This window comes from Oricola indica (genome assembly GCF_965227485.1).
Taxonomy (GTDB): domain Bacteria; phylum Pseudomonadota; class Alphaproteobacteria; order Rhizobiales; family Rhizobiaceae; genus Oricola; species Oricola indica.
Window position 1 is genome coordinate 3,693,502 of record NZ_OZ245747.1, and the last position, 24,218, is coordinate 3,717,719.

General features: G+C 61.6%; 29 protein-coding genes and 2 pseudogenes. 8 read left to right on the forward strand and 23 right to left on the reverse strand.

The features are described from left to right. The 19 genes and pseudogenes from ACQK2M_RS18430 to ACQK2M_RS18520 form a co-directional block, all read right to left on the reverse strand. A complete protein-coding gene (locus ACQK2M_RS18430; RefSeq protein WP_425418986.1) occupies positions 1-435 on the reverse strand; it encodes a hypothetical protein in 435 nt (144 codons plus the stop codon). A 121-nt stretch (positions 436-556) separates the two neighbouring features. Next, entirely contained in the window at positions 557-1,933 is a 1,377-nt protein-coding gene (locus ACQK2M_RS18435) for an ATP-binding protein (protein ID WP_425418987.1), read from the reverse strand. Between the two features lie 4 nt (positions 1,934-1,937). Further along, the gene (locus tag ACQK2M_RS18440; RefSeq protein ID WP_425418988.1) at positions 1,938-2,621 is read right to left on the reverse strand and encodes a response regulator transcription factor; all 684 of its coding nucleotides are present in this window, start codon (positions 2,619-2,621) and stop codon (positions 1,938-1,940) included. Positions 2,622-2,695: 74 nt separating this feature from the next. Next, complete coding sequence (locus ACQK2M_RS18445; protein WP_425418989.1) at positions 2,696-2,923, reverse strand: hypothetical protein; 228 nt, start codon at positions 2,921-2,923, stop codon at positions 2,696-2,698. A gap of 101 nt (positions 2,924-3,024) precedes the next feature. Further along, positions 3,025-3,231, reverse strand: a complete 207-nt coding sequence (locus tag ACQK2M_RS18450) for a hypothetical protein (protein WP_425418990.1) — start codon at positions 3,229-3,231, stop codon at positions 3,025-3,027. Between the two features lie 18 nt (positions 3,232-3,249). Next, a complete protein-coding gene (locus ACQK2M_RS18455; RefSeq protein WP_425418991.1) occupies positions 3,250-7,077 on the reverse strand; it encodes a baseplate multidomain protein megatron in 3,828 nt (1,275 codons plus the stop codon). A gap of 12 nt (positions 7,078-7,089) precedes the next feature. Further along, entirely contained in the window at positions 7,090-7,539 is a 450-nt protein-coding gene (locus ACQK2M_RS18460) for an NlpC/P60 family protein (protein WP_425418992.1), read from the reverse strand. After that, positions 7,517-8,410 (reverse strand): DUF2163 domain-containing protein, encoded by an 894-nt coding sequence (locus ACQK2M_RS18465; RefSeq protein WP_425418993.1) that lies wholly within the window; start codon positions 8,408-8,410, stop codon positions 7,517-7,519. Before ACQK2M_RS18465 ends, ACQK2M_RS18460 begins: the two co-directional genes overlap by 23 nt. After that, positions 8,407-9,015 (reverse strand): phage distal tail protein, Rcc01695 family, encoded by a 609-nt coding sequence (locus ACQK2M_RS18470; RefSeq protein WP_425418994.1) that lies wholly within the window; start codon positions 9,013-9,015, stop codon positions 8,407-8,409. Before ACQK2M_RS18470 ends, ACQK2M_RS18465 begins: the two co-directional genes overlap by 4 nt. Before the next feature lie 9 nt (positions 9,016-9,024). Next, on the reverse strand, positions 9,025-9,633 hold the full coding sequence (locus tag ACQK2M_RS18475) for a phage tail tape measure protein (protein WP_425418995.1): 609 nt from the start codon (positions 9,631-9,633) through the stop codon (positions 9,025-9,027). Beyond that, a complete protein-coding gene (locus ACQK2M_RS18480) occupies positions 9,596-9,805 on the reverse strand; it encodes a rcc01693 family protein (protein ID WP_223477105.1) in 210 nt (69 codons plus the stop codon). The genes ACQK2M_RS18475 and ACQK2M_RS18480 overlap by 38 nt, the downstream gene beginning before the upstream one ends. Continuing rightward, positions 9,798-10,118: a gene transfer agent family protein gene (locus tag ACQK2M_RS18485; protein ID WP_425420089.1), complete on the reverse strand. Its 321-nt coding sequence runs from the start codon at positions 10,116-10,118 to the stop codon at positions 9,798-9,800. The genes ACQK2M_RS18480 and ACQK2M_RS18485 overlap by 8 nt, the downstream gene beginning before the upstream one ends. Continuing rightward, positions 10,115-10,522, reverse strand: coding sequence for a phage major tail protein, TP901-1 family (locus tag ACQK2M_RS18490; RefSeq protein WP_223477106.1), 408 nt, complete (start codon positions 10,520-10,522; stop codon positions 10,115-10,117). The genes ACQK2M_RS18485 and ACQK2M_RS18490 overlap by 4 nt, the downstream gene beginning before the upstream one ends. Before the next feature lie 33 nt (positions 10,523-10,555). After that, positions 10,556-10,963, reverse strand: a complete 408-nt coding sequence (locus ACQK2M_RS18495) for a DUF3168 domain-containing protein (protein WP_425418996.1) — start codon at positions 10,961-10,963, stop codon at positions 10,556-10,558. Next, positions 10,947-11,093, reverse strand: a complete 147-nt coding sequence (locus ACQK2M_RS18500) for a hypothetical protein (protein WP_425418997.1) — start codon at positions 11,091-11,093, stop codon at positions 10,947-10,949. Before ACQK2M_RS18500 ends, ACQK2M_RS18495 begins: the two co-directional genes overlap by 17 nt. Further along, positions 11,090-11,422, reverse strand: coding sequence for a phage head closure protein (locus tag ACQK2M_RS18505; RefSeq protein WP_425418998.1), 333 nt, complete (start codon positions 11,420-11,422; stop codon positions 11,090-11,092). The genes ACQK2M_RS18500 and ACQK2M_RS18505 overlap by 4 nt, the downstream gene beginning before the upstream one ends. 2 nt (positions 11,423-11,424) lie before the next feature. After that, positions 11,425-11,994 (reverse strand): head-tail connector protein, encoded by a 570-nt coding sequence (locus tag ACQK2M_RS18510; protein WP_425418999.1) that lies wholly within the window; start codon positions 11,992-11,994, stop codon positions 11,425-11,427. Positions 11,995-12,064: 70 nt separating this feature from the next. Continuing rightward, a pseudogene (locus ACQK2M_RS18515) lies at positions 12,065-12,511 on the reverse strand (phage portal protein); the annotation flags it as partial. Positions 12,512-12,559: 48 nt separating this feature from the next. Continuing rightward, the gene (locus tag ACQK2M_RS18520; protein ID WP_425419000.1) at positions 12,560-12,991 is read right to left on the reverse strand and encodes a winged helix-turn-helix transcriptional regulator; all 432 of its coding nucleotides are present in this window, start codon (positions 12,989-12,991) and stop codon (positions 12,560-12,562) included. A gap of 94 nt (positions 12,992-13,085) precedes the next feature. Here ACQK2M_RS18520 and ACQK2M_RS18525 point away from each other — a divergent pair, with 94 nt between their 5' ends. After that, complete coding sequence (locus tag ACQK2M_RS18525; protein WP_425419001.1) at positions 13,086-13,973, forward strand: SDR family oxidoreductase; 888 nt, start codon at positions 13,086-13,088, stop codon at positions 13,971-13,973. 26 nt (positions 13,974-13,999) lie between these two features. Here the strand turns inward: ACQK2M_RS18525 and ACQK2M_RS18530 are convergent, their stop codons facing one another. Then, positions 14,000-15,334 (reverse strand): DNA-packaging protein, encoded by a 1,335-nt coding sequence (locus ACQK2M_RS18530; protein WP_425419002.1) that lies wholly within the window; start codon positions 15,332-15,334, stop codon positions 14,000-14,002. Positions 15,335-16,142: 808 nt separating this feature from the next. On the opposite strand from ACQK2M_RS18530, the pseudogene ACQK2M_RS18535 reads away from it, so the two are divergent. The 6 genes and pseudogenes from ACQK2M_RS18535 to ACQK2M_RS18560 form a co-directional block, all read left to right on the forward strand. After that, positions 16,143-16,529, forward strand: a pseudogene (locus ACQK2M_RS18535) (cell wall hydrolase); the annotation flags it as partial. Positions 16,530-16,646: 117 nt separating this feature from the next. Then, a complete protein-coding gene (locus tag ACQK2M_RS18540; RefSeq protein ID WP_425419003.1) occupies positions 16,647-17,609 on the forward strand; it encodes a DMT family transporter in 963 nt (320 codons plus the stop codon). A 217-nt stretch (positions 17,610-17,826) separates the two neighbouring features. Then, positions 17,827-18,207: a DUF983 domain-containing protein gene (locus tag ACQK2M_RS18545; protein WP_425419004.1), complete on the forward strand. Its 381-nt coding sequence runs from the start codon at positions 17,827-17,829 to the stop codon at positions 18,205-18,207. A gap of 129 nt (positions 18,208-18,336) precedes the next feature. Beyond that, positions 18,337-20,505, forward strand: coding sequence for a transglycosylase domain-containing protein (locus tag ACQK2M_RS18550; protein ID WP_425419005.1), 2,169 nt, complete (start codon positions 18,337-18,339; stop codon positions 20,503-20,505). Between the two features lie 57 nt (positions 20,506-20,562). Then, positions 20,563-21,150: a DUF1214 domain-containing protein gene (locus tag ACQK2M_RS18555; RefSeq protein WP_425419006.1), complete on the forward strand. Its 588-nt coding sequence runs from the start codon at positions 20,563-20,565 to the stop codon at positions 21,148-21,150. Further along, positions 21,143-21,691, forward strand: coding sequence for a DUF1254 domain-containing protein (locus tag ACQK2M_RS18560; RefSeq protein WP_425419007.1), 549 nt, complete (start codon positions 21,143-21,145; stop codon positions 21,689-21,691). The genes ACQK2M_RS18555 and ACQK2M_RS18560 overlap by 8 nt, the downstream gene beginning before the upstream one ends. Positions 21,692-21,697: 6 nt before the next feature. Here ACQK2M_RS18560 and ACQK2M_RS18565 read toward each other — a convergent pair whose 3' ends face one another. Further along, positions 21,698-21,883, reverse strand: a complete 186-nt coding sequence (locus ACQK2M_RS18565) for a hypothetical protein (protein ID WP_425419008.1) — start codon at positions 21,881-21,883, stop codon at positions 21,698-21,700. Between the two features lie 117 nt (positions 21,884-22,000). Between ACQK2M_RS18565 and ACQK2M_RS18570 the strand changes: the two genes are divergently transcribed. Then, complete coding sequence (locus tag ACQK2M_RS18570) at positions 22,001-22,942, forward strand: hypothetical protein (protein ID WP_425419009.1); 942 nt, start codon at positions 22,001-22,003, stop codon at positions 22,940-22,942. 6 nt (positions 22,943-22,948) lie between these two features. Here ACQK2M_RS18570 and ACQK2M_RS18575 read toward each other — a convergent pair whose 3' ends face one another. Together ACQK2M_RS18575 and ACQK2M_RS18580 are read right to left on the reverse strand one after the other, a co-directional pair. Further along, entirely contained in the window at positions 22,949-23,308 is a 360-nt protein-coding gene (locus ACQK2M_RS18575; RefSeq protein ID WP_425419010.1) for a DUF1491 family protein, read from the reverse strand. Between the two features lie 26 nt (positions 23,309-23,334). Continuing rightward, the gene (locus ACQK2M_RS18580) at positions 23,335-24,216 is read right to left on the reverse strand and encodes a peptidoglycan-binding protein (protein WP_425419011.1); all 882 of its coding nucleotides are present in this window, start codon (positions 24,214-24,216) and stop codon (positions 23,335-23,337) included. Positions 24,217-24,218: the final 2 nt, after the last annotated feature.

Sequence of the window (24,218 nt, forward strand, 5' to 3'; positions counted from 1 at the left end):
TCAGGCAAGCGGCGTCCAGCTGCCATCGCTATTGCGGCAAGCCGTTCCACGCCCGACGAGGGGCGCGCTCCCGCCATAGACGGTGTGGGTATATTGACGGCAATTCTGGGACCCGACCCGGTATGGTTGCGAAGCGACGACATCACCGGTGTACTGATCGCCGGACTCGCCCCATGCGACGCGTTCGCCGGCAGGCGTGTATTCCAGCGCCTGATACTCGGCCTGAAGCGCCCGGTTACGGATATCGGGTGCCATGTCCGCACGCGCCTCATCGGCGAGGATGCCACCGTTGAGCGCAGTCACGAGTGCATCACCGGCGAGGCGATTGTCGGAATCGCGAACACCGGAAACCGAGCCAAAAGCAAGGCTTGGCACCGCGGTTCCCGTCGATGAACAACCGGCTACCACGCTTGTCAGCGCCAGAGCGAATGTCATGGAAATAATTCGCATTGCCTTCCTGCCCATGTCGCACTCAACCCTATTGTGAGGGTCAAAGATGAACAAAACTATGTCGTTATTTTGTTTGCAATTGAAGGATTTCACAGTTTCAACAACCTCATTGCGCCGCTGCAGGAAGAGTGATGATAACGCTCAAGCCGCCGCTCTTGCTTTCGCCCAGTTCGATCTCGCCGCCATAGGCCGCAACCGTTTCCGCGACGATCGCAAGGCCAAGCCCTGTCCCCGGAACCGTTTCGTCGAGCCGCTTGCCGCGTTTCAGCGCCTCTTCGCGTAACTCGGCGGCGATGCCGGGCCCATCGTCTTCGACGCGGAGCCTGATCCCGGAGCGACCGCCAGTGATGCGGGTTCGTTCGATATCGAGCTCGATGGCTTCACGCGCCCACTTGCTCGCATTTTCCATGAGATTGCCGAGCACTTCCTCCAGATCCTCCTTTTCGCCCATGAAAACAAGTGGTTCGGAGGAAATTCTGAGCGCGATCTTCTTGTCCGGATTGAGCTTGCGCATCACCGAAACCAGCTTCTCGGTCACCGGACGTATATCTGTTCGGAAAATGATGCTTTCGCGTTGGGCGGCGATGCGGGCGCGCTTGAGATAATGCTGGATCTGGTAGTCCATCGCCCGCGTTTGCTCCTGAACCACGGCCGCCGACGGCCCGGCCTTCGCGCCGGCCTCGTTGACCAGAACAGACAAGGGCGTCTTGAGCGAGTGGGCCAGATTGCCGACCTGCGTACGCGCGCGCTCGACAATGCGCTTGTTGTTGTCGATCAGCGCGTTCATCTCGTCGACTAGCGGCTGAATCTCACTGGGAAACCGTCCCTTGAGGCTCGTCGCCTCGCCGCTGCGAATCGCGGCAAGTGCGCTGCGGGCGTGATCGAGAGGACGCAATCCCGCCAACAGGATCGCCACATTGATCAGCACGACGCCGAGACCGAAGGCCGACAACAGCAGCCCGACGCGCCTCGCGAAGTCGCGAACGGAGTATTCGAACTCGGTCTGGTTTCCTGCGACCTGAAATCGCGCGATACGCCCCCCACCGAGATCGATTTCCGATTCGAGAACGCGAACTTCCTCGCCGCCCGGACCATCTCCGATCCAGTGTCTGCGGAATTGGCGATCATAGGGCCGCTCGGACAGCGGCGGACGTTCGAACTGGTCGGTTCCCAACGACGGGGAGACAACCGGGGCGCCGGCGATGCCTTCGACCGGCTGAACGCGCCAATACCATCCCGAGAGCGGTTCGAGAAAGCGCGTATTGCCGAGATTGGGAGTGCCGTGAAGCTCGCCCGCATCATCGACCGAAACCGCGCCGACGAGATTGAACAGCTGCGCTTCCTGCAGATTGGCGAAGCCGCGCGCGGAGTCGTTTCTGTAGAGCCCGATCAACAGCCAACCGAGAAGTGCGATAGCGGCTACCGACCAAAGACTGGATATAAGGATGACCCGGAGCGCGAGGGAATCGGTGCGCAGCTTCACCGGGTCAACCGGCCTTTTCGCTGGTCTCGTCCGGCGCGGTCATACGATAGCCGAGCCCGCGAACCGTCTCGATCAAGTCGTGCCCGAGCTTCTTGCGGAGCCGGCCGACAAAGACCTCGATCGTATTGGAATCGCGATCGAAATCCTGGTCGTACAGATGCTCGACGAGTTCGGTGCGAGAAATCACCTCGCCCAGATGATGACCAAGATAGGAGAGAAGCCGGAATTCGTGCGACGTCAGTTTCAGCGTCGCGCCATCGAGCATGGCCTTGGATGACTTCGTGTCGATCGTGAGGGGGCCGCACCTGATTTCGGAAGATGCGTGACCGGCCGCCCGGCGAATGAGCGCGCGCACCCTCGCCAGCACCTCCTCGACGTGAAACGGTTTCGTGACGTAGTCATCCGCTCCCGCATCGATGCCGGAAACCTTATCGCTCCAGCGGTCGCGCGCGGTCAGAATCAGCACTGGCATCACACGTCCGTCGTCACGCCAGCGCTGCAGGACGCTGATTCCGTCCATGACCGGCAGGCCAATATCCAGAACCACGCAGTCATACGGTTCGGTATCGCCGAGGAAATGGCCATCCTCGCCGTCAGTGGCAGCATCAACGACATAGCCGGCTTCTTCCAGCGCGGATTTCAATTGCGCATTCAGCGAAGCGTCATCTTCAACGACGAGAATTCGCATGGTTACGTCCCTCCCGAGAATTCGCACCAATGCCACCGCATATCGACCTTACGGCCAATGCGGCGACATCGGTCTTATCCATTGACGATGATTTCCTCGCGCTTCGGACGCTCGCCGTTCGCGCCGGGCACCAGAAGCACGATCTTGCACTTGCCGCCGCCGACAGATTCCGCGCTTGCCAGCTCCGCACCGCGCTGAGCGGCAACCTGCTGGCCAACGGCGAAACAATTATCGGCGGCATAGACCGGCGCAGTGCCCAGCACCGGAAGTGCTATCAGCGCGGCCACGATGAAACGTAACATTTTTCTTGTTCTCCAACTTGGCTGCCAACCTACACAAGGGTGCCTGAACGGAACATGAATGGATCGTTCGGTCCATTCATGCCCCGAAAATACTCGACGGTTCAAGCGATGCGGCTCGATGCGGCGACGCGTCCCAGGATTGCGACGATTCCGGCGAGGGCCGAAACCGTCTGGAGGATCGCTTCGGTCAAGGCGGTCTGGCCGGCCGCGTCCACCGGCAGTCCGAGCATCGCGCCCAGCGTGGCCGCGACGCTCACCAATGCGCCCCAGATCGTCTTGGAGAGATACCATGGCTTGGCTTCGTTCATGACAGTTCCTTTCATTTGTCAGGGAAGAACGATCGTTTTGCGGGCAGGAAGTCCCTCGCCCGCCGCGAGACTGATTTGCGCGACCTCGACATCGAACACGCAATCCGGCGCATCGAGACCGAGCGACGAAACGGTTGAAGAACCGAGCATCAAGGTTGGATTCGTCGTTTCGGTCGAGAAGACGACCTCGCCGCCGTCAAGCAACCGAACCGCGTAGCGTTCCTCCTCTTCGCCAAGAGGCACATCTGAACCCATCCAGGAATCGCCTCCGGTTCGTGTTCTTCGGATCCATTCGATCGAGATTGCATCCCCGTCGGCGCGAGCGGCCCGCAGGTGAACTGGAGAGAGCGGCATCAGCGCGCGCAACCCACCGGTCGCCTCGACTGTTTCGAAATACCGGTCTGTAAAGGGCCGTCCGGCAACGCCAATTCGCATTTGCAGGGTCAACCCGATCTCTGCGGCGGTTATGCCGGCCGGAACCACCGCCTCGTTGAGAAGGACTGCGCGAGCACCCGCTATCGCGCCAGCGTTCATCGCATCCTCGGTCCCGCCCTGACCGCGTAAAAGATCGGTCAGTCGCCACTGGCCCGCCGACACCTCTTCGGCATTACTGAACTGCAAAACCTCCCAGGACCCGTTCGACGATTCGACCGCGAGACGGTTTCGTCCGGCAAGTAAAGCGGCCTCGCCGACGCTCTCGAAAGCCCCCGAAGGTATTGAGAGTTCCACCGCGTTCGCCCGGTCGATGCGACCGGAAAACCCACCGGACAGCGGTGCGGCCAGTTCGCCCATCACGGCGTTGGACAGTGTCCCGGTTCGATACTCGAAGCCTGACACATCGGGCGAAACATAGATCGCCTGCATCCTTGGCGGTGAAGACCAAGCGGCAATCATGAAGCGCTGCTCCGGCGCGCTTCCTTCCGACAACGGCAGATCGAGCAAGAGGAAATCCGGAACACCCGCCATGTCGCCGGCAACCTGCCCGCGTTGCGCTGGCAAAGCCGGTACGCGGGCGTTGGCCGGCAGCCGCAGCACAGGCACCGCGTCGAGACGCAACACATCGCCGAGGTCGCTGCGCGTGACCAACCATCGTTCCGAGGGAAGCGATGCGAAGACGAACACGTCGCCCGGTGCCAGATCGGCGTGCCGCCAAGGGAGCGAAAACCGCAACGTCCGGCCGTGCGCCCAGGCAAGTGCCAGGATCCGGTCGGCAACCGCATCGACCACGCTGGCGTCCGCGATGACCGGCAGTTCGATACGTTCCTGCCGGTCAGACCCGGTTTCCAGTCGGCGGGAATAGCTCGTCGCGGACCGGTAATCACTCAATCCGTCGCGATAGGACGCGACGATCTCGGTCGGCAACTCACTCTTTTGCGCCTCGGTAATGTCGCGCAATGCCTCGCCGTCGAGATCGGCGATGTCGCCCTCGTCGATTACGCGCGTCGCCGCCGCACCCTCGGCGCGCAAGGCAAACCCGGCCTCGCCATTCATATCGGAAGCTGTCCAGCCAAACGCCGCCGCCAGCGGCTCCAGTGCATCACGAACCGAGGCGGGGCCGGAAATGACCATTCCCTGAACGGTATCGGCGATATCCACCGTCGCCGACCCGGCCAGCATATCGGATGCGACTTCGCGCAGAGGTGCGGTACCGAGCCGTCCATTCAACCAGTGCCCGCGCAGCCAATTGCCGCCATCGCCCCAGACATCTGTCGCCATCGGAAAGGCGGGAAAAGGTCTCGCGTCCCAGGCCCAAAGAAAGATGCGCGACAGGTCGACCATCGGCTCGCCGCTGATCCCGGAAAGCGGGTTGGCGATGCTCCCGCTTGACCAGTGCTCCAGATGCGCCTGCAGGAATGCCCGCTGCTCCGCATCGTCACGCCCGCCATTGGAAAACCAGGGGGGCGCGCTTTCGGCCGACTTCGCGTCCGTGAAGACGTTGGGCTGGGTCGCTCCCTTGTCGATCGCCGGACAACCGAGTTCCATCAACCAGATCGGTTTCGCTTCCGGAATCCAGGCCGTTGCGGACTCGCTTTCGGTCCCGCCGGTCCGCTCGTAATGGGTGTTCGACCACCATGCGACAAGGTCCTTGTAGCGATAGACCCAGTCCTTGCCCGCGAGTCCGTCCGCAATCGGCGTGCGAATCCGGTTCTTCCGATTGTCATCGGAGGCGTAGTACCACTCGAAGCCCTCGCCACCTGTTATCGCGGAACGAAACGCCGTGCGGTCCGATGCCTGCAATTGACCGTCCGGGTTCGCACCGGGATTGGCCTCGTCTTGGTCGCGCCAATCCGAAAGCGGCATGTAATTATCGACACCGACAGCATCGATATTGGCGTCGGCCCAGAGCGGGTCGAGATTAAAGAGAACATCGCCGCTCCCATCCTGGGGGTGATAGCCGAAATATTCCGACCAGTCCGCGGCGTAGGTAATTCCGCAACCTGCGCCGACCGTCGCCCTCACCTCCGCCGCCAACGCCTTCAGTTCGGCGACAAAGGGGAACGCTCCCGTTTCGTCGCGGACCTGCGTCAGGCCCCGCATCTCCGTGCCAATAACGATCGCATCGACTCCCCCGGCAGTCGCCGCAAGGCTCGCATAGTGATTCACCATGCGGGCGTAACCTTCTGCTCTGTCGATGAAATCGGCGATCTGCGTTGCGGCCGCAGCCGTCTGATCCACGGACGCTGGTTGTCCAGGCGCGGGATGGCAGGTGATACGCCCCCGCCACGGATATGCGGGCTGCATCCCCTCCGTCCAGGGATCGGGCAGCGTATTGCCCGCCGGTACGTCCATGAGAATGAAGGGGCAAAGCGTAACCTTCAATCCTCGCGATTTCAGGTCGGAGATCGCGGCAATTACGCTGGCGTCAGATGGTGTCCCTCCATAAGCGGGTTCTCCGTTCGATAGGCTGACGACATGCACGCCCGGGTCGTCGCGCGCCAAGGACGCAACGGTCCAGGCCTCGCTCTCTCCGCCGCCTGAGACCGACACCACGCCCGGCCGCAAACGGCACTCACCTGCCCTCAAGTCGTCGCCAAACCAGGCGACGATCAGCGAGACGTGCTCGAGATTTGGACATACCGCCTGCAACTCGTCGATAGAGGCTTCCCAGTCCGATCCGGCATGGAGAACGTGCCGGTTGATCTCTGTTGTCTCGCCCTTTCGCGGCATCGCCGTCACGAGCCCGGGTGCGTAGCCATGCTCCGTCGATCCAGGAATGACGCAGACAGCCCTGACCTGTTGTTCCAGATCGCCAACGGCACGGATGATTTCGATCTGGAACTGCGGCACGCGATTGCCGAACCGGTCCAGCGGCAAACGCTCGAAGACGACATAAGCCGTTCCGCGAAATGCCGGCGCGAGGCCCTCGCCCTGCTTGGCCTCGATCAACGGATCGGGCTGCTGCGCTTCATCACCCGGATAGAAGCGCATCGTAATTCCGGCAAGGTCCAGCTCCTTCCCGTCGGCCCAGACGCGCTTGATCGCCGAGACAGATCCCTCGCAAAGGCCGATCGCAACGTTTGCGAAGTAGGAATAGGTCGTGACCTTCGGTCCGCCCTTCCCGCCCTGCCGCTCGGTTCGCGCGGTCTCCTCGAAACGGGTCGCCCAAATCACCGTACCGGCGATGCGTGCATGTCCGAAGACACGCGCCATCGGCGAACCTTCTTCCGCTGTCAGCGGCCGCGCGCCCGAAAGCCGCGCGCCTTCGATATGCCGTGTCGAGTTGATCAGCGTCGTGTCAATTGCATAGCCGGCCAATGCGCCCGCAGCGGTACCGACCGCCGCGCCGGCCGCGCCGAAAGCACCGCCGAGCCATCCGCCCGCGGCCTGAAGCAACAGGGTTGCCATCAATACACTCCGTCAGTGATGGGGAAATGCAAAAACGCCGGCGATACGGCGGCGCCAATGCGGGACGAAGGGCGACGCAATGACCGCATGACCTTCATATGCATGTATGATCCGTTTTTCCGGCGCGAGCAGCGCCAGATGTTTCGCCGCAGCACCCGCCTGCCATCGAAAAGCCAGGATATCGCCCGGGCGCATATCGTTGACGTCGACAGTTGCGCAACGCTCCCGCAGAGCATCCAGAAGAGGCTCTCCGGGCGAGGTTTCAGCCCAATCCGCGGAATAGGCGCGTGGTATCTCCACGCCGCTCCCGTACAGCTCGCGCCAGATGCCGAGTATCAGGCCCAGACAGTCGCAGCCGACGCCTTTTCGGCTCGCCTGATGGCGATAAGGCGTACCGATCCAGCCCTTTGCGATTTCAAGCGCCCGTGCTCGTGCCGTATCATGGGATGAGCGGACTGCCATCGAAATCACCTTCGCTGTCGGCATAGTTGAGTGCTGCATCATTCCCGGGAATATGCGGGAAACCCCGAAAATTGAGTCCGTTGGAAAACTTCGCCCGACACGTCCCGAAGCGTTTGTCGCAGCCCGCTTCGACGGTGAAGGTATCGCCGGCCTCGATGCCGGATATGCGTGGCTCGAACAGCGTCATCGCATGTTCCCCGGAGGCCGCGCCCGCGCGCACTGTCGCCACCGTTGCCGTCGTGCCTGCCATGAGGCCTGACGTCCAGGTCAGTCGCCCGCGGACGAACCAGCCATCGTCATATCCGGCGAGCCCCGCCACACGGAGTTCGCCCAACCCGCTTTCGACGACCGTTCCTGTCGCCGAGAAACCCGGCGCGTTCGTGTCGAAGCCACAACGCGCATCGCCAAGATTCGCGTCGCAGCTGCGTAGAAAGTACCGGCCGCGCCGCTCGTCGAGCTTCGCGGACAGGCTGCGAAGCTCCACTTTGAACGCGCCGTCGATGCGCCGGATCTCGCCGACGGAATGACGCTTCAGCAGGCCCGCCTGATCCGGCTCGTCCCAATTGACCAACCACTGCTCGACCGAAGCCGCGTCATATTTTCCCGCCTCGATATCCGCGCCGGAGAGTCTTTCGGACGACAGCGCCCCCCCCACCTCCGAGGTGTCGCCGGCAAATCCGAGGCCGGACTCGATCGCGCCGGCAACGAAGCCCGTATCCGGTTCGCAGGTGATGCCGTCCACGATCAACGCGCGATCATGATCGGTGAATCCGAGCACGACACCGTCCTTACGGCGAACGATCCAGCAGAAACAGACGGTCGTGACGTCGCCATCGAGGTGCTCTTTCAAAGACTGCGGCAACGCTGTCATTCGAACACCTCCACCAGCTGGATATCCGGAATCTCGCCTGCCGCGAACGCGGTCTGCGTCAGGGCAAGGTGCGCGTTGTCGAAACGCACCGGCACATGGAATTCGAAGCCGGCGGTCACCATCGCCTCCGCTGCCGGCGCGGTTTGCAGGGTGACCACGCCCGTCAGCGGATCGACTGCGTATTCGGCGCCCGGCAACTCCACGCCGTCCACTGCCACCCGAACCGTGCCCTCTATCGGCTTGGTTACGAGACGACCCTCCCCGAGCGAAAGTCGAAACTCGACAGTCTCGCCGTCGCCCGCACCGATCGCCCGGTCGGTTGGCGCGATTGCCTCACCCGGAGGCACGGAACTATGATCGACCGGGTCTAGGAACCGGAACGCGTTCAACGGCCCGCCGCGTTCCTCGAAGAATTCCAGCAGGTTATGCAGGTCGGCGAACGATTTGATTCCGGTGGAGATCGTGTAGCGCCGACGCGAGCGGGACCAGCGCGCATTGCGTTGTTCCAACCCCGAAGCCAGCCGCACGATCTCGACACGCCTTTCCGGCCCGCCAGTCGCGCCGAATGCGAGGCGCGAAGGGAAAACCACGTCATGAAAGCTCATCGATCTACCTCAGTTTGCGCGCCGGCCACGCGCGACGGCACGCGCCAACGCCGCGGAAACCTGTGCTTCCGATTTGCGAAAGGAATTGGCATCCGGCGTGGAAATCGTGACGTTCACGGTCATTGAAGATGCACTCTCTCCAGCCGAAACGCCGAGCCGGCCGTCCGCCCCGCGGCTAAGCGGCAGGATCGCTTCCGGCCCCGCCTCGCCGGCCAGGCCGGTGCGTCCTCCGGACAGCGGGAAATACGCAGGAGCGGCCAGCACACCGCCGCCAGCGAACATCGTGTTGGCGCCGACAACACCGCCCTGCGCAAAAGGCAGAACGCCCGAAAAACCTGCAAACGCCCGCGAGGCGAAACCGTTCAGCAGGTTCTGCAAAGGTGACAGCCCGGCATTCAAGGCGTCGATCGCCAAACCACGGCCGATGGAGCGAAGGGTGTCCTCCAGCGACCGGCCCGAGACGACGGCACCTTTCAGCGCGCCCGTCAGCGTCGAACCGAAGGACGAAGCCTGGCGCTCAAGTGTCTTCAATGCCGCTTCGAAACCCGTGGTATCGGCTTCAATGGCAATCGTCAGTTGTTCATCCACGGTTTGGCTCCTTACGGTCCGGATAGGCATTCATCAGGCTCTGGAGAGCCTGTCGTCCCGGCGCCTCCTGTGTTCCATGTCCAAAGGCCTGCATCGCAGCGCCCAACTCGCGCGGTGTCATTGCCCAGAATTCCGTGGGCGATAGCCGCATCACGGCGAACCCGAAGGCCATCGCCGCATCCCAAGGGAACTTCTCAGCCATCGCCAACAAACGTCGCCTGCAATAGGTCCGAGACGATCAGGGCGTAGCCCGCCGCGCCGCCCTCAGCCTGCATCTCGGCCACTTCTTCGCGATTGAAGGTGTGACCCGCACCCTTCAGCCCGGCGTGAATGATCGTCAGCAGGTCGTTGGCCGACAGCTTTCCCGACGAGAAGCGCTGCGTCAGCGCGGTCAGATCGTCCGCGCCGAAATGCGCTTCGAGTTCGGCTAGGGCACCGAGCGTCAGGCACAATGCCCGCTCCTTACCTCCGAGATCGGCAGAAATTTCCCCGCGCTTCCTGTTGATCAGCATCAGGCGGCTCCGAAAGTCAGTTCCGAGCCGGATTCCAGCGCGATATCGAAGGTGACCTCTCCATCGTGGTTGCCGGAATAATCGAGCGACGTGATCTGGAAACCGCCCTCGATGGTGCCAAAATCGGGGATGACCAGCTGACACGTCGTCACCGCCCCGGCGAAGAAGGCCGCACGCACGAGTTCATCGGAAGACGCATCCTTGAATATGCCTGCGGCCGATATCGATGCCCGCTGGATACCTGCACCGTCGAGCAATTCGCGCCAGCGCCCCGCCGACTGCGAATCCGTGATGTCGACCGACTGTGCGTTGAAACTGATGCGCTTCGACCGAAGCCCGGCGACGGTCGCAAACGCAGCGCCGTCCCAAAATTTCAAAAGCAGATCCTTGCCGCGTTGCGATGCCATCGCCGCGTCTCCTGTGTTCGGTTGTGAGTGAGATCAGACGGGTTCAGTCAAGGCCCGAAACCGAAGCACCGCGCGCCAGGCCCGATCCAACGGTTCATAACCGTGCTCGTTCGACATCATCCTGAACGAGACAACCCGGGTGTCGCCGAAGGAGCCTTCGAGGGACGAAAGAGCCGTCGTCACGCGTTCGGCAAGCGCGAGCACCTCGGAGCGACTTTTTACCCGCGACCAGCAGCGCATCGTGACGAGATGCTCCTCGCCCGACCGGTCGTCAGTGCTCCGGTCCTGCACGCTAGTCCGGCCGATGGCGACGAATGGAAATTCCAGCTCGGGCGGCACCCGATCGAGGATGCGCTCAGCGCCGCCCAAGAGCGCGACGAGTTCAGCGTCGGCCTTCAGGGCCGCGACCATGGCCACCTGAAGATCATGCGCGGCGCTCATCGCTGTCCTCCGTTTCCGGCTTCGGCTTTTCCAAGCGTCGTTCTTCGGTTTTTTCATCCACAGCGATCTGCGCGCGTGTCCGAAGCGCTCTCAGCAACCCGTCGAGGGTCATCTGCATGGTCAGTTTCATGCTGTTTCCTCGCGCGTCAGGCAAAGCAAGTAGCGGCCGCTCTCATCGAGATCGCGCACCGCGCGGATCGCGAAAACCCGCTCACCCATCCGCAGGCGGCGTCCTCGCCAGACACGCACATCGAAGCGCAGCACCACCCGATGCGTGATTTCGGCCTCCTCGCCGCCGGCGCGGCTCACGATTTCCGCCGCGGGTTCCAAATGCGCCCACAAAGTCGCGACCGCCTGCCAGCTTTCTGTATGACCAGCCAAAGCGTCGGCGACCTGTGTCGCTTCTTCCAAAACCATCTCGTGACGCAGTTTGCCCGGATCGAAAAAGGTCCCACGCATGGTCACACCGAGAGGAAACGGAAGTGCCGGGTCAGGCGCGCATAGAGCGCGGGGACCGAAACCGGCTGATCTGCCGCATCGAAGACGCCGCGGAACTCGAACCAGTGCGCGACAAGGACGAGGACCGCTCGCTTCAGCATGTCCGGTACATCCGTGCCCGCCTCGCCGTATCCGGCGTCGAAATCGATCTCGATACCATTGGCCCGCATGGCCGCGGTGATGCCATCGACGAGACGAACCCGCGCAGGTCGGGAGACGAGATTGACGTAATAGTCCGACCCGTCGAGTTCGGTCGGATTACCAGCGCTGTCGTAGATCGTAACGGCAACGATACCGCGCACCGGCGAACGCATGAGTTCCAGCACGCCATCGCGCGGGACGGCATCGAAATAGGCCCGCCACTGCTGGTCGAGCAAAGACTGTCCGGTATCGCGCTCGAGGTACTGCGTCGCCGCTGCAATCAGCGACGTGATCGTGTCGTCTTCGGTATCCGAGGTGACCCGCAGATGGGCCTTGGCTTCGGCAAGCGTCACAGGCATCGCCGCAGGTGCGGCAATTTGCGAATAGGTCATCATAATGTCCGTGAAAGAGGAAACGAGGCGGCCCCGGCGGGAGGAGAGCTCCGGGAAGGTAAAGTGCCTCGCTATCGCCTTCCCCCGTCCGTTCCACGAAAGCGTCGCCGGAAAGCAGCATGTGGCCGTAGAGCGTCTCAAGGAACGTCGCCCGGCTGTCTCGAATGTTGGGCCGCCCGATCAGCCCCAGGACCGGATCGTCAGGCGTCTCCTCCTCGCCCTTGTGGGCAAGCCACGGCACCGCCGCACCGGCTTCGGCGATCATCCGCACACAACGATGCACCACCGGATTGCGCATGAAGCCTTCGCGCGACAAGGCGCCATAGGAGGCTGATGTCCACGCCGCCGCGCCCGCGCCATGCATGGCGAGGAATCCATAGGGCATGGCTTTCGCTTCGGCGGGATGCCGCTCAGCGTTTTTCTGACGGCCGAGCCCGAAAGTCCGTGCCAGCCAGTTCGGGGTTTGATTCATGAAAGCGGTCCATGTTGCTGTTTCGGAATCAAAAAAGGGCCGCATGCGGCCCTTTTTGCTGATCTCATTTTTTCCGAGCGTCAGGCCGAGCGGCTACGCGGCTTCCGCCTCTTCGTCGAACGCATGACGCGCGGTGCGAATATCGTCGTGACGCGCTTCGGCCCAGCCTATGAGAGCCGTAAGAGGTTCGAGCACGGAGTGCCCGAGTTCCGTCAGGCGGTAGTCTACCGTTGGCGGTGTCGTCGGATACACAGTCCGTTCCACCAGTCCGTCGCGCTGCAAAGAACGGAGCGTTTGGGTCAACATCCGCTTGGAGATATCGCCGACATCCCTATTGAGGGCGCTGAATCTTTTCGGCTCCCGCGCAAGCGCCGTCAGGATCAGGACTGACCATTTGTCTCCAATTCGATCCAGCACATCGCGAACCGGGCAGTTTTCGGCAAAGCCCGCTTCATGCCAGGCGTCAAAATGTTCGCCCACCGTCTCGGAAGCAGCCGCATGGTTACCTTCGTGTTCCCTGGTCACTGAAAACTGCCTCCTTCCAAGGCCTGTCGAGATGCGGTAACAAAATGAGACCATATCTCATATTGAGACCAAAGAATATCGTCAGGAGTTAAAAATGGCAAACCAGACCGCAAAACACCTCGTAACCGGCGCCTCCGGCCAGCTTGGCCGCCTCGCCGTAACCGAACTCGCAAACAAAGTGCCGGCCGGAAACATCGTCGCGCTCGTTCGACGCCCGGAGGCCGCTGCCTCACTCGAAGCGCTGGGCATCGAGGTCCGCATCGGTGACTACGGGGACCCCGTATCGCTCGAGAAGGCATTTCACGGCATCGACCGCCTGCTCCTGATTTCATCGTCGGAAGTTGGCCAGCGCGCCGCGCAGCATGCCAACGTCGTGAGCGCGGCCCATAAGGCCGGCATTGGTTTCATCGCCTACACTTCGATCCTCCATGCCGATACGTCGCCGCTTGGTCTTGCGTCCGAGCACCGGGAAACAGAAGCCGCAATCAAGGCATCCGGCATTCCTTATGCGTTCCTGCGAAACGGCTGGTACACGGAAAACCGGACCGGCTCGATCGCACCCGCGATCGAACACGGCGCTTATCCCGGTGCAGCCGGCGAAGGGCGTACATCCAGCGCCACGCGGCAGGATTTCGCCGAAGGCGCTGTCGCGGTTCTCACCGCCGAAACGACGGAACCGAATGCGGTTTACGAACTGGCCGGCGATGAGAGTTATTCGATGACCGAGTTCGCCTCCGCGATTTCCGCCGCTGCGGGCAAACCGGTGAGTTATTCCGATATGAGCGAATCTGAATTCGCCTCCCTTCTCGAAGCGGCGGGCCTGCCGGGCCCGATTGCCAAGATGCTCGCCGACAGCGATGCGGGAACGGCGAAAGGCGGGCTCGAGGACAACAGCCGCACTCTCTCGCGCCTGATCGGCCGTCCGACCACTCCCTGGCGGGACAGCGTCGGCGAGGCGGTCACCGCGTCGGGAGCGATCTGATCCGTTGGAGCGGGTACGGGGCATTTTCACAATCCCCTTACCCGCGGTTCTCCCCGCGCTTTCAGCATCAGATCGCTCATGGCCCAAACAAGTGCGTCGAGGCGGTCCGGTGATCGGCCGGAGGCGAGCCCGTCGGTGCCAAATGCACACATCTCATCCTCGAGGGCATCCAGCCCTCGGGCATGGGTCACGCGGCCCTGCTCGTACAGAGCGGCAACCGGCTCTGCGCGAAGCCACTTGCTCCGCCCCGCATGCACTTTCTTAAGCGCCACGCTCTCATCCACCTGACGGATCACCGCCTCCACCATGTCGCCTCCCTGGTTGACCTCGGCCAAAATCAGGTCCGCTTCCAGCGTTTGATAAAGCGCCACCGCCTTTGCTGCCCAGGCGGATGGCTTTGCAGCCCGGAGCGAAGAATCCGCGATGACATGGGCCGTTCGATCTGCGGTCAGGCCGACCGCGACGATCCCGCAAGCGTCCGATGTCGTCTTCGATCCTGCCGGCGGATCGACCGCGACCACGATGCGGGTCAACGCCGGCGATCTCTCTCGGCGTATCCCATCCAGGGCCGCTCTCGACCAGAGCGCGCCTTCGGCTTCGTCGAGGATTTCGGCATACAGTTCCTGACGACCGAGATTGGTGGCTTCGTATTTCGCGCGAACCGCATCCAGAAACCCGGCCGCGAGATTGGCGGCATTGTCGAATGTCGCGCCTCGCGTGACCGCGGTCGATGGGTCCTTGAGGATTTCCTGCAGCAAACCGAGAGGCTTCGGCGTCGTCGTGATGCAGACTTGCGGGGACTGTCCCATCCGAAGTCCGAACATGGCCATGTCCCAGGTCGCTTGCGGATATTTCCAGGCGCACAACTCGTCCGCCCAAATTTTCTCGTTTTGCGGACCGCGCAAGCGTTCCGGCTCCTCTGCCGAAAATACCATTGCCGTCGCACCGTTTCGCCATGTCAGCCTTCGTTTCGTCGGCTCGAAGACCGGCCTGCCGAGCAATTCTCCGCCATGCGTCCGATCCCCTTTCCAGCAAACGGAAAGCACGCCGCTCTCGCCACCGATCATGACATCGCGCGCATCGGCCATGGTCGGCGCGATCAGCGCGAGCCGCATTGCTCCGGCCTTGACCTGCTCTCGCAACCATTCCGCGCCGGTACGGGTCTTGCCGAAACCACGTCCGGCGAGGATCAGCCAGTTGCGCCAGTCGCCACCGGGCGGCAGTTGGGCCGGTCTTCCGACAAACGGCCAGAAATGAAGAAGATCCGCGCACTGTATGTCACTTATCTTCCCCGGAAGCGCCTTCAGCATCACGGGTGGCAATGTGTCGATCGACAAGCTCTTCGAACGCCTTGCGCGCATCCGCCAGTTCCGACGTCGTGAATGTTACGGTCTCTTCCGGGCGGCCGACGATACCGCCGCATGTCGGACATGTGTCACCGGGCTTCAGCGCGTTCAGCTTGCTCGCAGACGCCCTGCCCGCACCTCTCGGCTTCGTCTTTTCGTTGGAGCTTTCCAAGAAGCGTCTCCCGGCAAGGCGACAACAAAAAGAGCCGCGATGCGGCTGGCATCCGGCTCTCGACCCATTTCTTTGATTATGCCGTAACCCTACCCCAGGACCGTCACGGCGTCAAGGATTATTTTCCTATTTTTTCGCCGAGCGGTTTACGCGAATGTTCCACGCCATACAACCAGATGTTGCCAAACATTATGGATGTAATAACGCGAAATATTATGATGTCTTAAAACGTGACTAGATTACGTGAAACATTTCTGTAAGTCGGCCGCAATTCACGAATTCGACAGAAATCCGCCTTGCTTTCAACAAGAGCCGCGGCTTTTCAGCGTCTAACGAAATCGCGGTTTAGACTTACCGCCTCCAAGTCAAAAGAAAAAGACAACCATGATCCGGCTCCTCTCCGCCGAGCGCAAATTCGCGCGCACGGTTCGCCTGTCCGTTCTTGCGGTCATCCTCGCGGCCACATCCGTCGCCAGCATGCCTTTGTATAAACCCCCGCTTCCCGATCCACGTGTAGCGTTCCTGCTTCGCCACGAACTGTTTCTGTCGCCTCATGCGCTCGAGTCGAAGGATCCGGTGATGCCGCTCGCGGTTCCACCTGTCGCCTATCTCAACCCGCCAATTATCGATACGACGCCGGCGGTACCGAAAAGCGAACTCGCCTGTCTCGCCACGGCGATCTATTTTGAGGCGCGCGGCGAGCCGGAACGCGGTCAGAAAGCGGTCGCGCAGGTCATCATCAACCGTGTTGCGAGCAACGCCTATCCGAAAACCATATGCGGCGTGGTCTATCAGAACGCGAAGCGCCGCAATGCGTGCCAGTTTTCCTTCGCCTGCGACGGTCGGCCCGATATCGCCAAGGAGAAGAAGGCATGGAGCCGCGCCAAATCCATCGCGTCGGACATCGTCAAGGGACGCGGCGCACCCGGCGCGACCCTCTCGGCCACCCATTATCACGCGGACTATGTCAGCCCGCGCTGGGCGCGAAAAATGAAGCGCCTGTCCAAGATCGGGAACCACATCTTCTATCGAGGCTGATGACGGCGGAATATTGGCCTAAAGCGCCGCGCACGGGATGACCGGCGCGGCGCTTTCGCATATAGGCTTCGCCGCGGCGGCAGGACCGGACAGCATTTTTCAGGGAGACCGATAAGGATGGATGGCGGCAGCACTTCGCCCGCTCGCGGCTTGGGCTTTGCGTTCCTGGCCTTTGCCCTGTTCGCCACGCACGATGCGATCATCAAGGCGCTGGGACAGGACTACTCGATCTTTCAGATCATCTTCTTCGCCATGCTCTTCGCGTTCGTTCCCTTGGCGGTGATGGTTCTCGCAGACCAGTCCACCGGCAATTTCCGTCCGCGCCATCCTTGGCTGGTTCTTGCCCGTGCCGTTCTCTCGCTCACCGCCATGAGCTGCGCATTCTACGCATTCGTCGAACTGCCGCTCGCCGAGGTCTACGCCCTTCTGTTCGCAACGCCGCTGCTGATCACTGCGCTGTCGGTTCCTTTGCTCGGCGAGACCGTCAGGGCGCGCCGCTGGGCCGCAGTCGTGGTCGGCCTGATCGGAGTGCTTATCGTGCTGCGACCCGGCATGACGGCGTTTTCGCCGGGGCATCTCGCCGCGCTCTGCTCGGCATGCGCGGCTGCGACCGCGACGATCATCGTCCGCAAGATCGGCGGAGAGGAGCGCTCCGCCGTTCTGATCCTTTACCCGATGCTCACATCGATGATCGTGATGGGCGCGGCCCTCCCCTGGACATATGTCCCGATCGAATTGCCGTCGCTGGGCTTGATGGCCACCGTCGGTCTTCTGTCTGTGATCGCACAGCTCTGCTCCATCACGGCATACCGGTTCGCGCCGGCGGCCGTCGTCGCGCCGATGCAATATAGCCAGATCCTCTGGGCCACCCTTTACGGCGTCGTCTTCTTCGCGGAGAAGCCGGACACGATGGTCGCGATCGGCGCATCGATCATCATCGGATCGGGCATTTTCATTGTCTGGCGCGAAAGCCGCCCGGATGTTTCCGAGCGCAACCCCGTCCTGCGCACGCCCAACCCGCGTTACGACACTGGCCCCTCGCCGAGGCCGAAAGGATGGTGGCGCAAGGATCGAAGCTGATCTTCCGCCGCCTCGAACCGACTGGAGAAAGACCGCGTTTTCATCGCAACGCGGCCAAACTGGCCACGAAAGACATGAGTGGTGACCGCTTGCTGTTACCCATGGGCACGTCAGGAGCGGGCGCCGTATTCATTCCACGGCGAACCGCGCGCGACCATCCGCCACTCCACTTTCGAGCCTCCATCGACTATGTGAGCAGGAAATGGAGTACCCCCCAATGAGAGACGACCAGTATCCGCCGCTGCCGCCCCTGTCTGTCGGCCCCGCCGGAAAATGCCCACGCTGCGGTCAGGGCTCGATATTCAAGAGTTTCATCACGCTGAAGGAGAAATGTGACGTCTGCGATCTCGATCTGACTTTCGCAGACGCGGCCGACGGGCCCGCGTTCTTTGTGATGCTTATTGCATCCGTGCCGGTGCTCGGCTTCGTCCTCTGGATGATCCTCGGCGTTGGAGCGTCCTATTGGCTGACCGCGCTCATCACGCTTCCGCTCCTGATCGTCCTGTGTATCCTGCCGCTTCGGCCGATAAAAGGCTGGCTTGTTGCAAGCCAGTACTACCACAAGGCAGAACAAGGAAAACTTGATACCCAGGAATAGCGAGTTCGCTTGAGGTCGCAATGTAAATGCGGCATGTGTATCGTAGGGGTATGCAGCGCATAGCAAGGCCGGGTCGGTTCGCAACTGAACGGGCCAGGCGGATTTGAGCGCAGGGATGCGGGCGACCAGATGGAAGAATCAGAGAAAACCGAATCCTCCGAGAGTGAGAAAGGCCGGATCAGGAAGCGCTCGTTCCTGCTCGAGGTCGATGCGTGGATTGATTCGACACTCTATGAATCCCGCTTCGCGGCAGCCGAATTCTGGGAAGAAATAATCATTTTCTTCAGGCGCTTCCGTGCCCGCGGGTTCAAGCGCTTCATTGTCGAGATCCTCGGAGAAAGCGCGACGCTCGGTGCGGGCGGTCTGGTCGTCATGTTGATGCTCGCCTTGCCGGCTTCCGAGGAGATAGCGGGAAACTGGCGCGAACAGGACGAGTTCGCGGTCACCTTCCTCGACCGTTATGGCAATGAAATCGGCAAACGGGGGATCCTGCACTCCGACGCCGTCCCGATCGACGAGTTGCCGGATCACCTGATCAAGGCGGTTCTTGCGACGGAAGACCGGCGGTTTTTCGATCACTATGGCATCGATATTTTCGGCCTCGTTCGCGCAATGAGCGAGAACGTGCGCGCGAACACGGTCGTACAGGGCGGCTCCACTATTACGCAGCAGCTCGCCAAGAACCTGTTCCTGACTCCGGAACAGTCGCTGGAGCGCAAGATCAAGGAAGCTTTCCTGGCGATGTGGCTGGAAGCCAACCTGTCGAAAGAGGAGATTTTGAAGCTCTACCTCGATCGCGCCTATATGGGTGGCGGCACTTTCGGCGTGGCTGCGGCCTCCGAGTTCTACTTCGGCAAAGACGTTCGCAACGTCAATCTTGCCGAAAGCGCCATGCTGGCCGGCCTGTTCAAGGCACCTGCCAACTACGCGCCGCACATCAACCTGCCGGCGGCCCGCGCCCGCGCCAACGAGGTCCTGACCAATATGGTTCAGGCCAGTTTCATGACCGAAGGCCAGGTGACCGGTGCCCGCCGTCATCCCGCGGACGCCGTCCTGCGCGATACGGCCGACAGTCCCGACTACTTCCTCGACTGGGCTTTCGAGGAAACCAAGAATTACATGATATCGAACCGGCTGCCGAACCGCTCCATCGTCGTGCGCACGACGCTCGACCGCGACCTGCAGCGCGCCTCCGAGGAAGCCGTCCAGTTCTTCCTTCGGCAAAACGGCAAACAGTACAACGTCTCGGAATCGGCGGTGGTTCTGATCGAGAACAACGGCGCGGTTCGCGCCATCGTCGGCGGGCGCGATTATGGCGAAAGCCAGTTCAACAGGGCCACGGCTGCGGAAAGACAAGCCGGCTCGTCGTTCAAGCCCTATGTCTACGCGGCGGCGCTGGAAAACTCCGATCTTACGCCCGATAGCGTGGTGCGCGACGGGCCTGTCACCTGGCGCGGCTGGTCGCCGAAGAACTACGGTCGTTCTTTCCGCGGTAACGTGACGCTGGCCACCGCTCTCGCCAAGTCGATCAACACCGTGCCGGTTCGTCTGGCGCGCGACTATCTGAAAGGCACCGATCAGATCGTCGAACTGACCCACCGGATGGGCATCACTTCGCCGATCATCAAGCACCACACCATGGTGCTCGGCACGTCCGGCATCACGGTGCTGGATCAGGCGACGGGCTACCTCGCTTTCGCCTCGGGCGGATACGCTCATCGGCGCCACGCCTTCACCCAGATCATCAGCGTGGCCGGCGACGCGCTATACAAGAAAGACGATACCGAATTCGTTGGCGACCGGATCTTGTCCGAAGAAACGACGCTTTACATGAACCAGATGCTGGCCAACGTGCCGAAATGGGGCACGGGGCGCCGTGCAGACCTCAAGATGACCACGGCCGCCGGCAAGACTGGCACGACGCAGTCCTATCGTGATGCTTGGTTCGTTGGCTACACGGGCAATTTCACGGCTGCGGTCTGGTACGGGAACGACAACTACATGCCGACAAACCGGCTCACTGGCGGCAGCCTGCCCGCGATGACATGGCAACGGATCATGGAATTCGCCCATACGGGTATCGAACTCAAAGCGATACCAGGCATTCCGCAGCCAGATAACGGGCAGCAGAAGGACACGTCGCAGGACGCGATTGCGGATGCCGCGGAACAGGGAGCCCGGCCGCGCGTGCTGTCCGCGGCGATGTCAGGCTTCCTTAACCGGCTGGGCGAACGTCTCGAAAGCGCCAAACCGCTCAACGCCGACGACCTGACCGTCGCAAGCACCCGCCCGAAATAGTCCGGGTCATGCCGCGTTTACGATTGATTTCCTGACGCTTTCCGGCACAACACCGATATGATCCGAGAACTGTCCACTCTCCTGTTCAGCGTCGCGCTCGCGCTTGTGCTCGGCATTGGATCGGCTGTGTGGGCATCCGGACAGATGGCGTTGCTCGGCGAATTGGAGATCAACGACTGGCGGGCCAGCTCAGGGATCGGCGCGAACAGTCCGGACCCGTATGTTCAGGCGTACTATTCACGCTCCGGCGGGTTGCCGCTTGCGAAAGCCGAAGGATTGGCGTTCGTACGCCAGACCGACGAGTCCGGCGATGGGCTGAACGCCCGCTGCACCTACGTTATCGAAGGCGACACCCCCGGCGCACGCCTGTGGACGCTCTACGTTCTTCGCAACGATGCGCCAATGGATGCGCCGGAAGCAGCCATTCCGACCGCCCTTCATTCCGGTTCCATCCTGCGTTTCAGCGACGGCGATTTCGACATCCGGATCGCCCCTCTCCCACAACCGCGCAACTGGCTCTATGCCGGCGCCAGTGGACCGTTCGCATTGGTGCTTTCGCTTTATGACACGGCGATCGCGAGCGATACCGGCCTTTCGGAACTGCGCATGCCCGAGGTCAAAAAGCTTGGGTGCACCAATGGGTAGGATCATCTATGCGACGCTGGTCGGACTGGTGGGGGCTGCGCTGGTGCACCTCGCCGTCATCCTCATGCTTCCGCAACTGTCGGAAAACGACGTGTGGCGGCAGGTCGAGACCCGTGTCGCGTTGAACGATCCGGTCCGCCTGGACCGTTACGGAGTGGAACTCGCGGCGGCTCGAACGCTCGATCCGATGTTCGCCGTCATTGCGTGCCGCTATGATCTCTCGGCAGGTATCTTCTCGATCACCGCTCCGGCGACGGGAGATTTCTGGTCCGTCGCGGTCTTCGATGATCTCGGCCGCATTCGCTTTTCGGCCAACGATCGGATTGTCGCGACGGAGAATCTCGACCTTGTGGTCGCGCAACCATTGCAGATGCGCATCCTTCGCCAGTCCCCTCGCCCGGAACTGGCCGACGCCGTCATGGCCGAGTCGAACCGCAGCAGCGGCTTCGTTGTGCTGCGAATCTTCCGTCCGGACGAGACCTACGAACCCGTCGTGCGTGAGTTCATAGACCGCATCAACTGCAACACCACGCCGATCTAGACGCCGCTATTTTTTCGGCTTGCGTCTCTTTTTCGGGGCCTCGGGTAAATCCTCGCCATCGACGCGCTCATGCCACACGCCGGTGAAAACGATCACTTTGCCGAATACGCTGTCTCCATCCGCCCGTCTGACCGTTTTCGGACGGCGGGCAGTACGCGGAGCGAATGATGGGAACGCGACAACCTGTGCCATGTTCTATTCCTCGCTCGCTGAATGCGATGCATAAGCCCTGACATTTCATGGTTAACAACTTGCTAACGCTTTGGCCGTTACGCTGCTCTCGAAATGACACGGGAGCATTTGCCGGCCATGACGCAGACGATCGAAACCTCTGACTATTTCGACAATAACAAGATCGCCGTGGCGGCGGTTCGAGAATTCTGCGATGCGCCGAGACCGTCGAAATCCGACATGACGCGGCTGGTCGATCTGGTTCTGCCGCTCTTGCCCACGATCAGTGACGACAGCCGCCGCGAGATCGCCTCGCTGCTCGCGATCAGCGAGCTTGCCCCGAAACCGTTGCTCCTCGCCCTTTGTGACTTTCCCGTTGCAATATGCTCGCCAATCCTCACGCGCAGCCACCTGCTCTCCGCTGCGGAATTGCTCGCTATTCTCTCGCAACGCGACATCGAACATGCGCGCGCCATCGCACGCCGAACCCGGCTTGAAACTCCGGTGGTCAATGCTTTGCGCCACATGGAGAATGAGGGCATCGACCGGGCACTGGACCTGCGCCAGAGGCTCGACAACGCCATGCCGCGAGAGCAGGCGGAATCATTCGAGAAGTTTCGCAACGACCTGCGGGGCGATATCGCCTCACAGGCGCAACCTGTTATCGACGTTTCGATGGAGCAAATCATCGAGGCGGCGAATGACCCCAATCCGCGGGTTCTGCACACCGCTGTTGCCGACGCACTTGCGATCACGATGGTCAGCGCGGAGGGCCTGTGCAGCAATCCGACGTCGCGCAACCTTATCTACATGCTGCGCTTCGTAGGCGCTTCGCCGGAGGACGGTTTGAAGGTTTTTGCCGCGCTGTCTCCGGACCTGGCGGCGGATCCCGCGGTCGCGGACCGCTTCTCGACGGTCTTTAACGAAATCACGACCGAACAGGCTGTTCACAAGGTCTGGTCATGGCGAAGCGATGATCTCCTGGCCCTCGCCCGCGAAGCGCTGTCTGCCAATGATCCCGGCGAATCGCATCGAGACCATGCCGACATGTCGGGCACCAGCTTCATGAAGGTCGCCTGACGGGTTTCAGGCGATATCGAAGTAATCCGAGGCCTGCTTGCCGAAAAGGTCAAGCTCGACGACCCAGAAATCCGGGTCCATCCGAGCCTCGCGTGCGAACTTTTCCGCCAGTTCGTCGTCCGCAAGGCCCTCTCCGACGCGTTCGAACAGCCGTCCGCCTACGAAAGGCCGATCATTGTCGGTAAACATGCTTTGCGGCGCCTGGGCATAAAGCGTTGTCCCGGCTCCGGGTCCTGCCGGAACGCAGATGAAGATCGCGCCTGCCTCGTCCGAACCATGCCGGAGCACGGTGGCGAAGCCTCCGGCGCTGTTCACATTGCGTATCACCGCCGCCACGAATATCGCGGAGGTCAAGCGGTTGGACATCGAATCTCCCGGCAGTTCCGAGTCGGCTACTTTATCAGACCGATCGCGCGCATCTTGTCGAGCAATGTACCGTCGATTTCCCCGGTCACGGGCAAATGAAACAGGGCCTGAAACTCACGAATGGCGACTTCCGTTTGTGTTCCCGATATTCCATCGACGGCAATATCGGTATTGCCGAAGGCACGCAGCGCGGCCTGGACTTTCACCACTTCCATCGACGGTATCTGCGCCGGAAGGGCGGCCTGACCACCGGCACCGCTCGTGTTCGCGATCAATTCGGCGACAATCTCTGATGCGTTAGGCGCGCGCGGCTCCGGCCGCGAATCCGGAATGGCAGCGGTGACGCCCAGATTGTTGCGCAGCGAAGTGATCAACTCGGCTTCGCTGAGTTCGATGCCGCGCAGACCCGCCTTGTCCTTGTAGGTTTCGATCGCGGCGCCGGTCATCGGTCCCATCAGCCCGTCGACCGCACCATCATAATATCCCATTTTGGCAAGCAATTCCTGGATGCCGGCCACCTGCGGGCTCTTGTCTTCCTGAGAAACGGACGGCCCATCGGACGACGGCCTGATCGCCGGCACCGGAGCGACCTCCGGAATGACTTCACTGACCCTTTTCGGCATCGGCTCCGGCTCGGCGAAGCGTTTCGTGTCAGGTGCCTGCGGCAGGTTGACGGCCGTTTCCGCTTTCGAGGCTTCGGATTGCGGCAATTGCGTCTCGACAACGGGCGCGGGCCTCGTCGCGAACAACGCGGAGGGATGGCGTTGTTCCTGGAAGTAGACTGCGTTGGCGGTGAAGAAGGTCATCGCGACGCACATGGCGGTCGCACCGCCCGCAAAGCCGGGATTTGCCGCGATCGTTTCGCCGAGAAAACCTGCCGTTCCACGAATGGCTGATAGAACCGTCATAT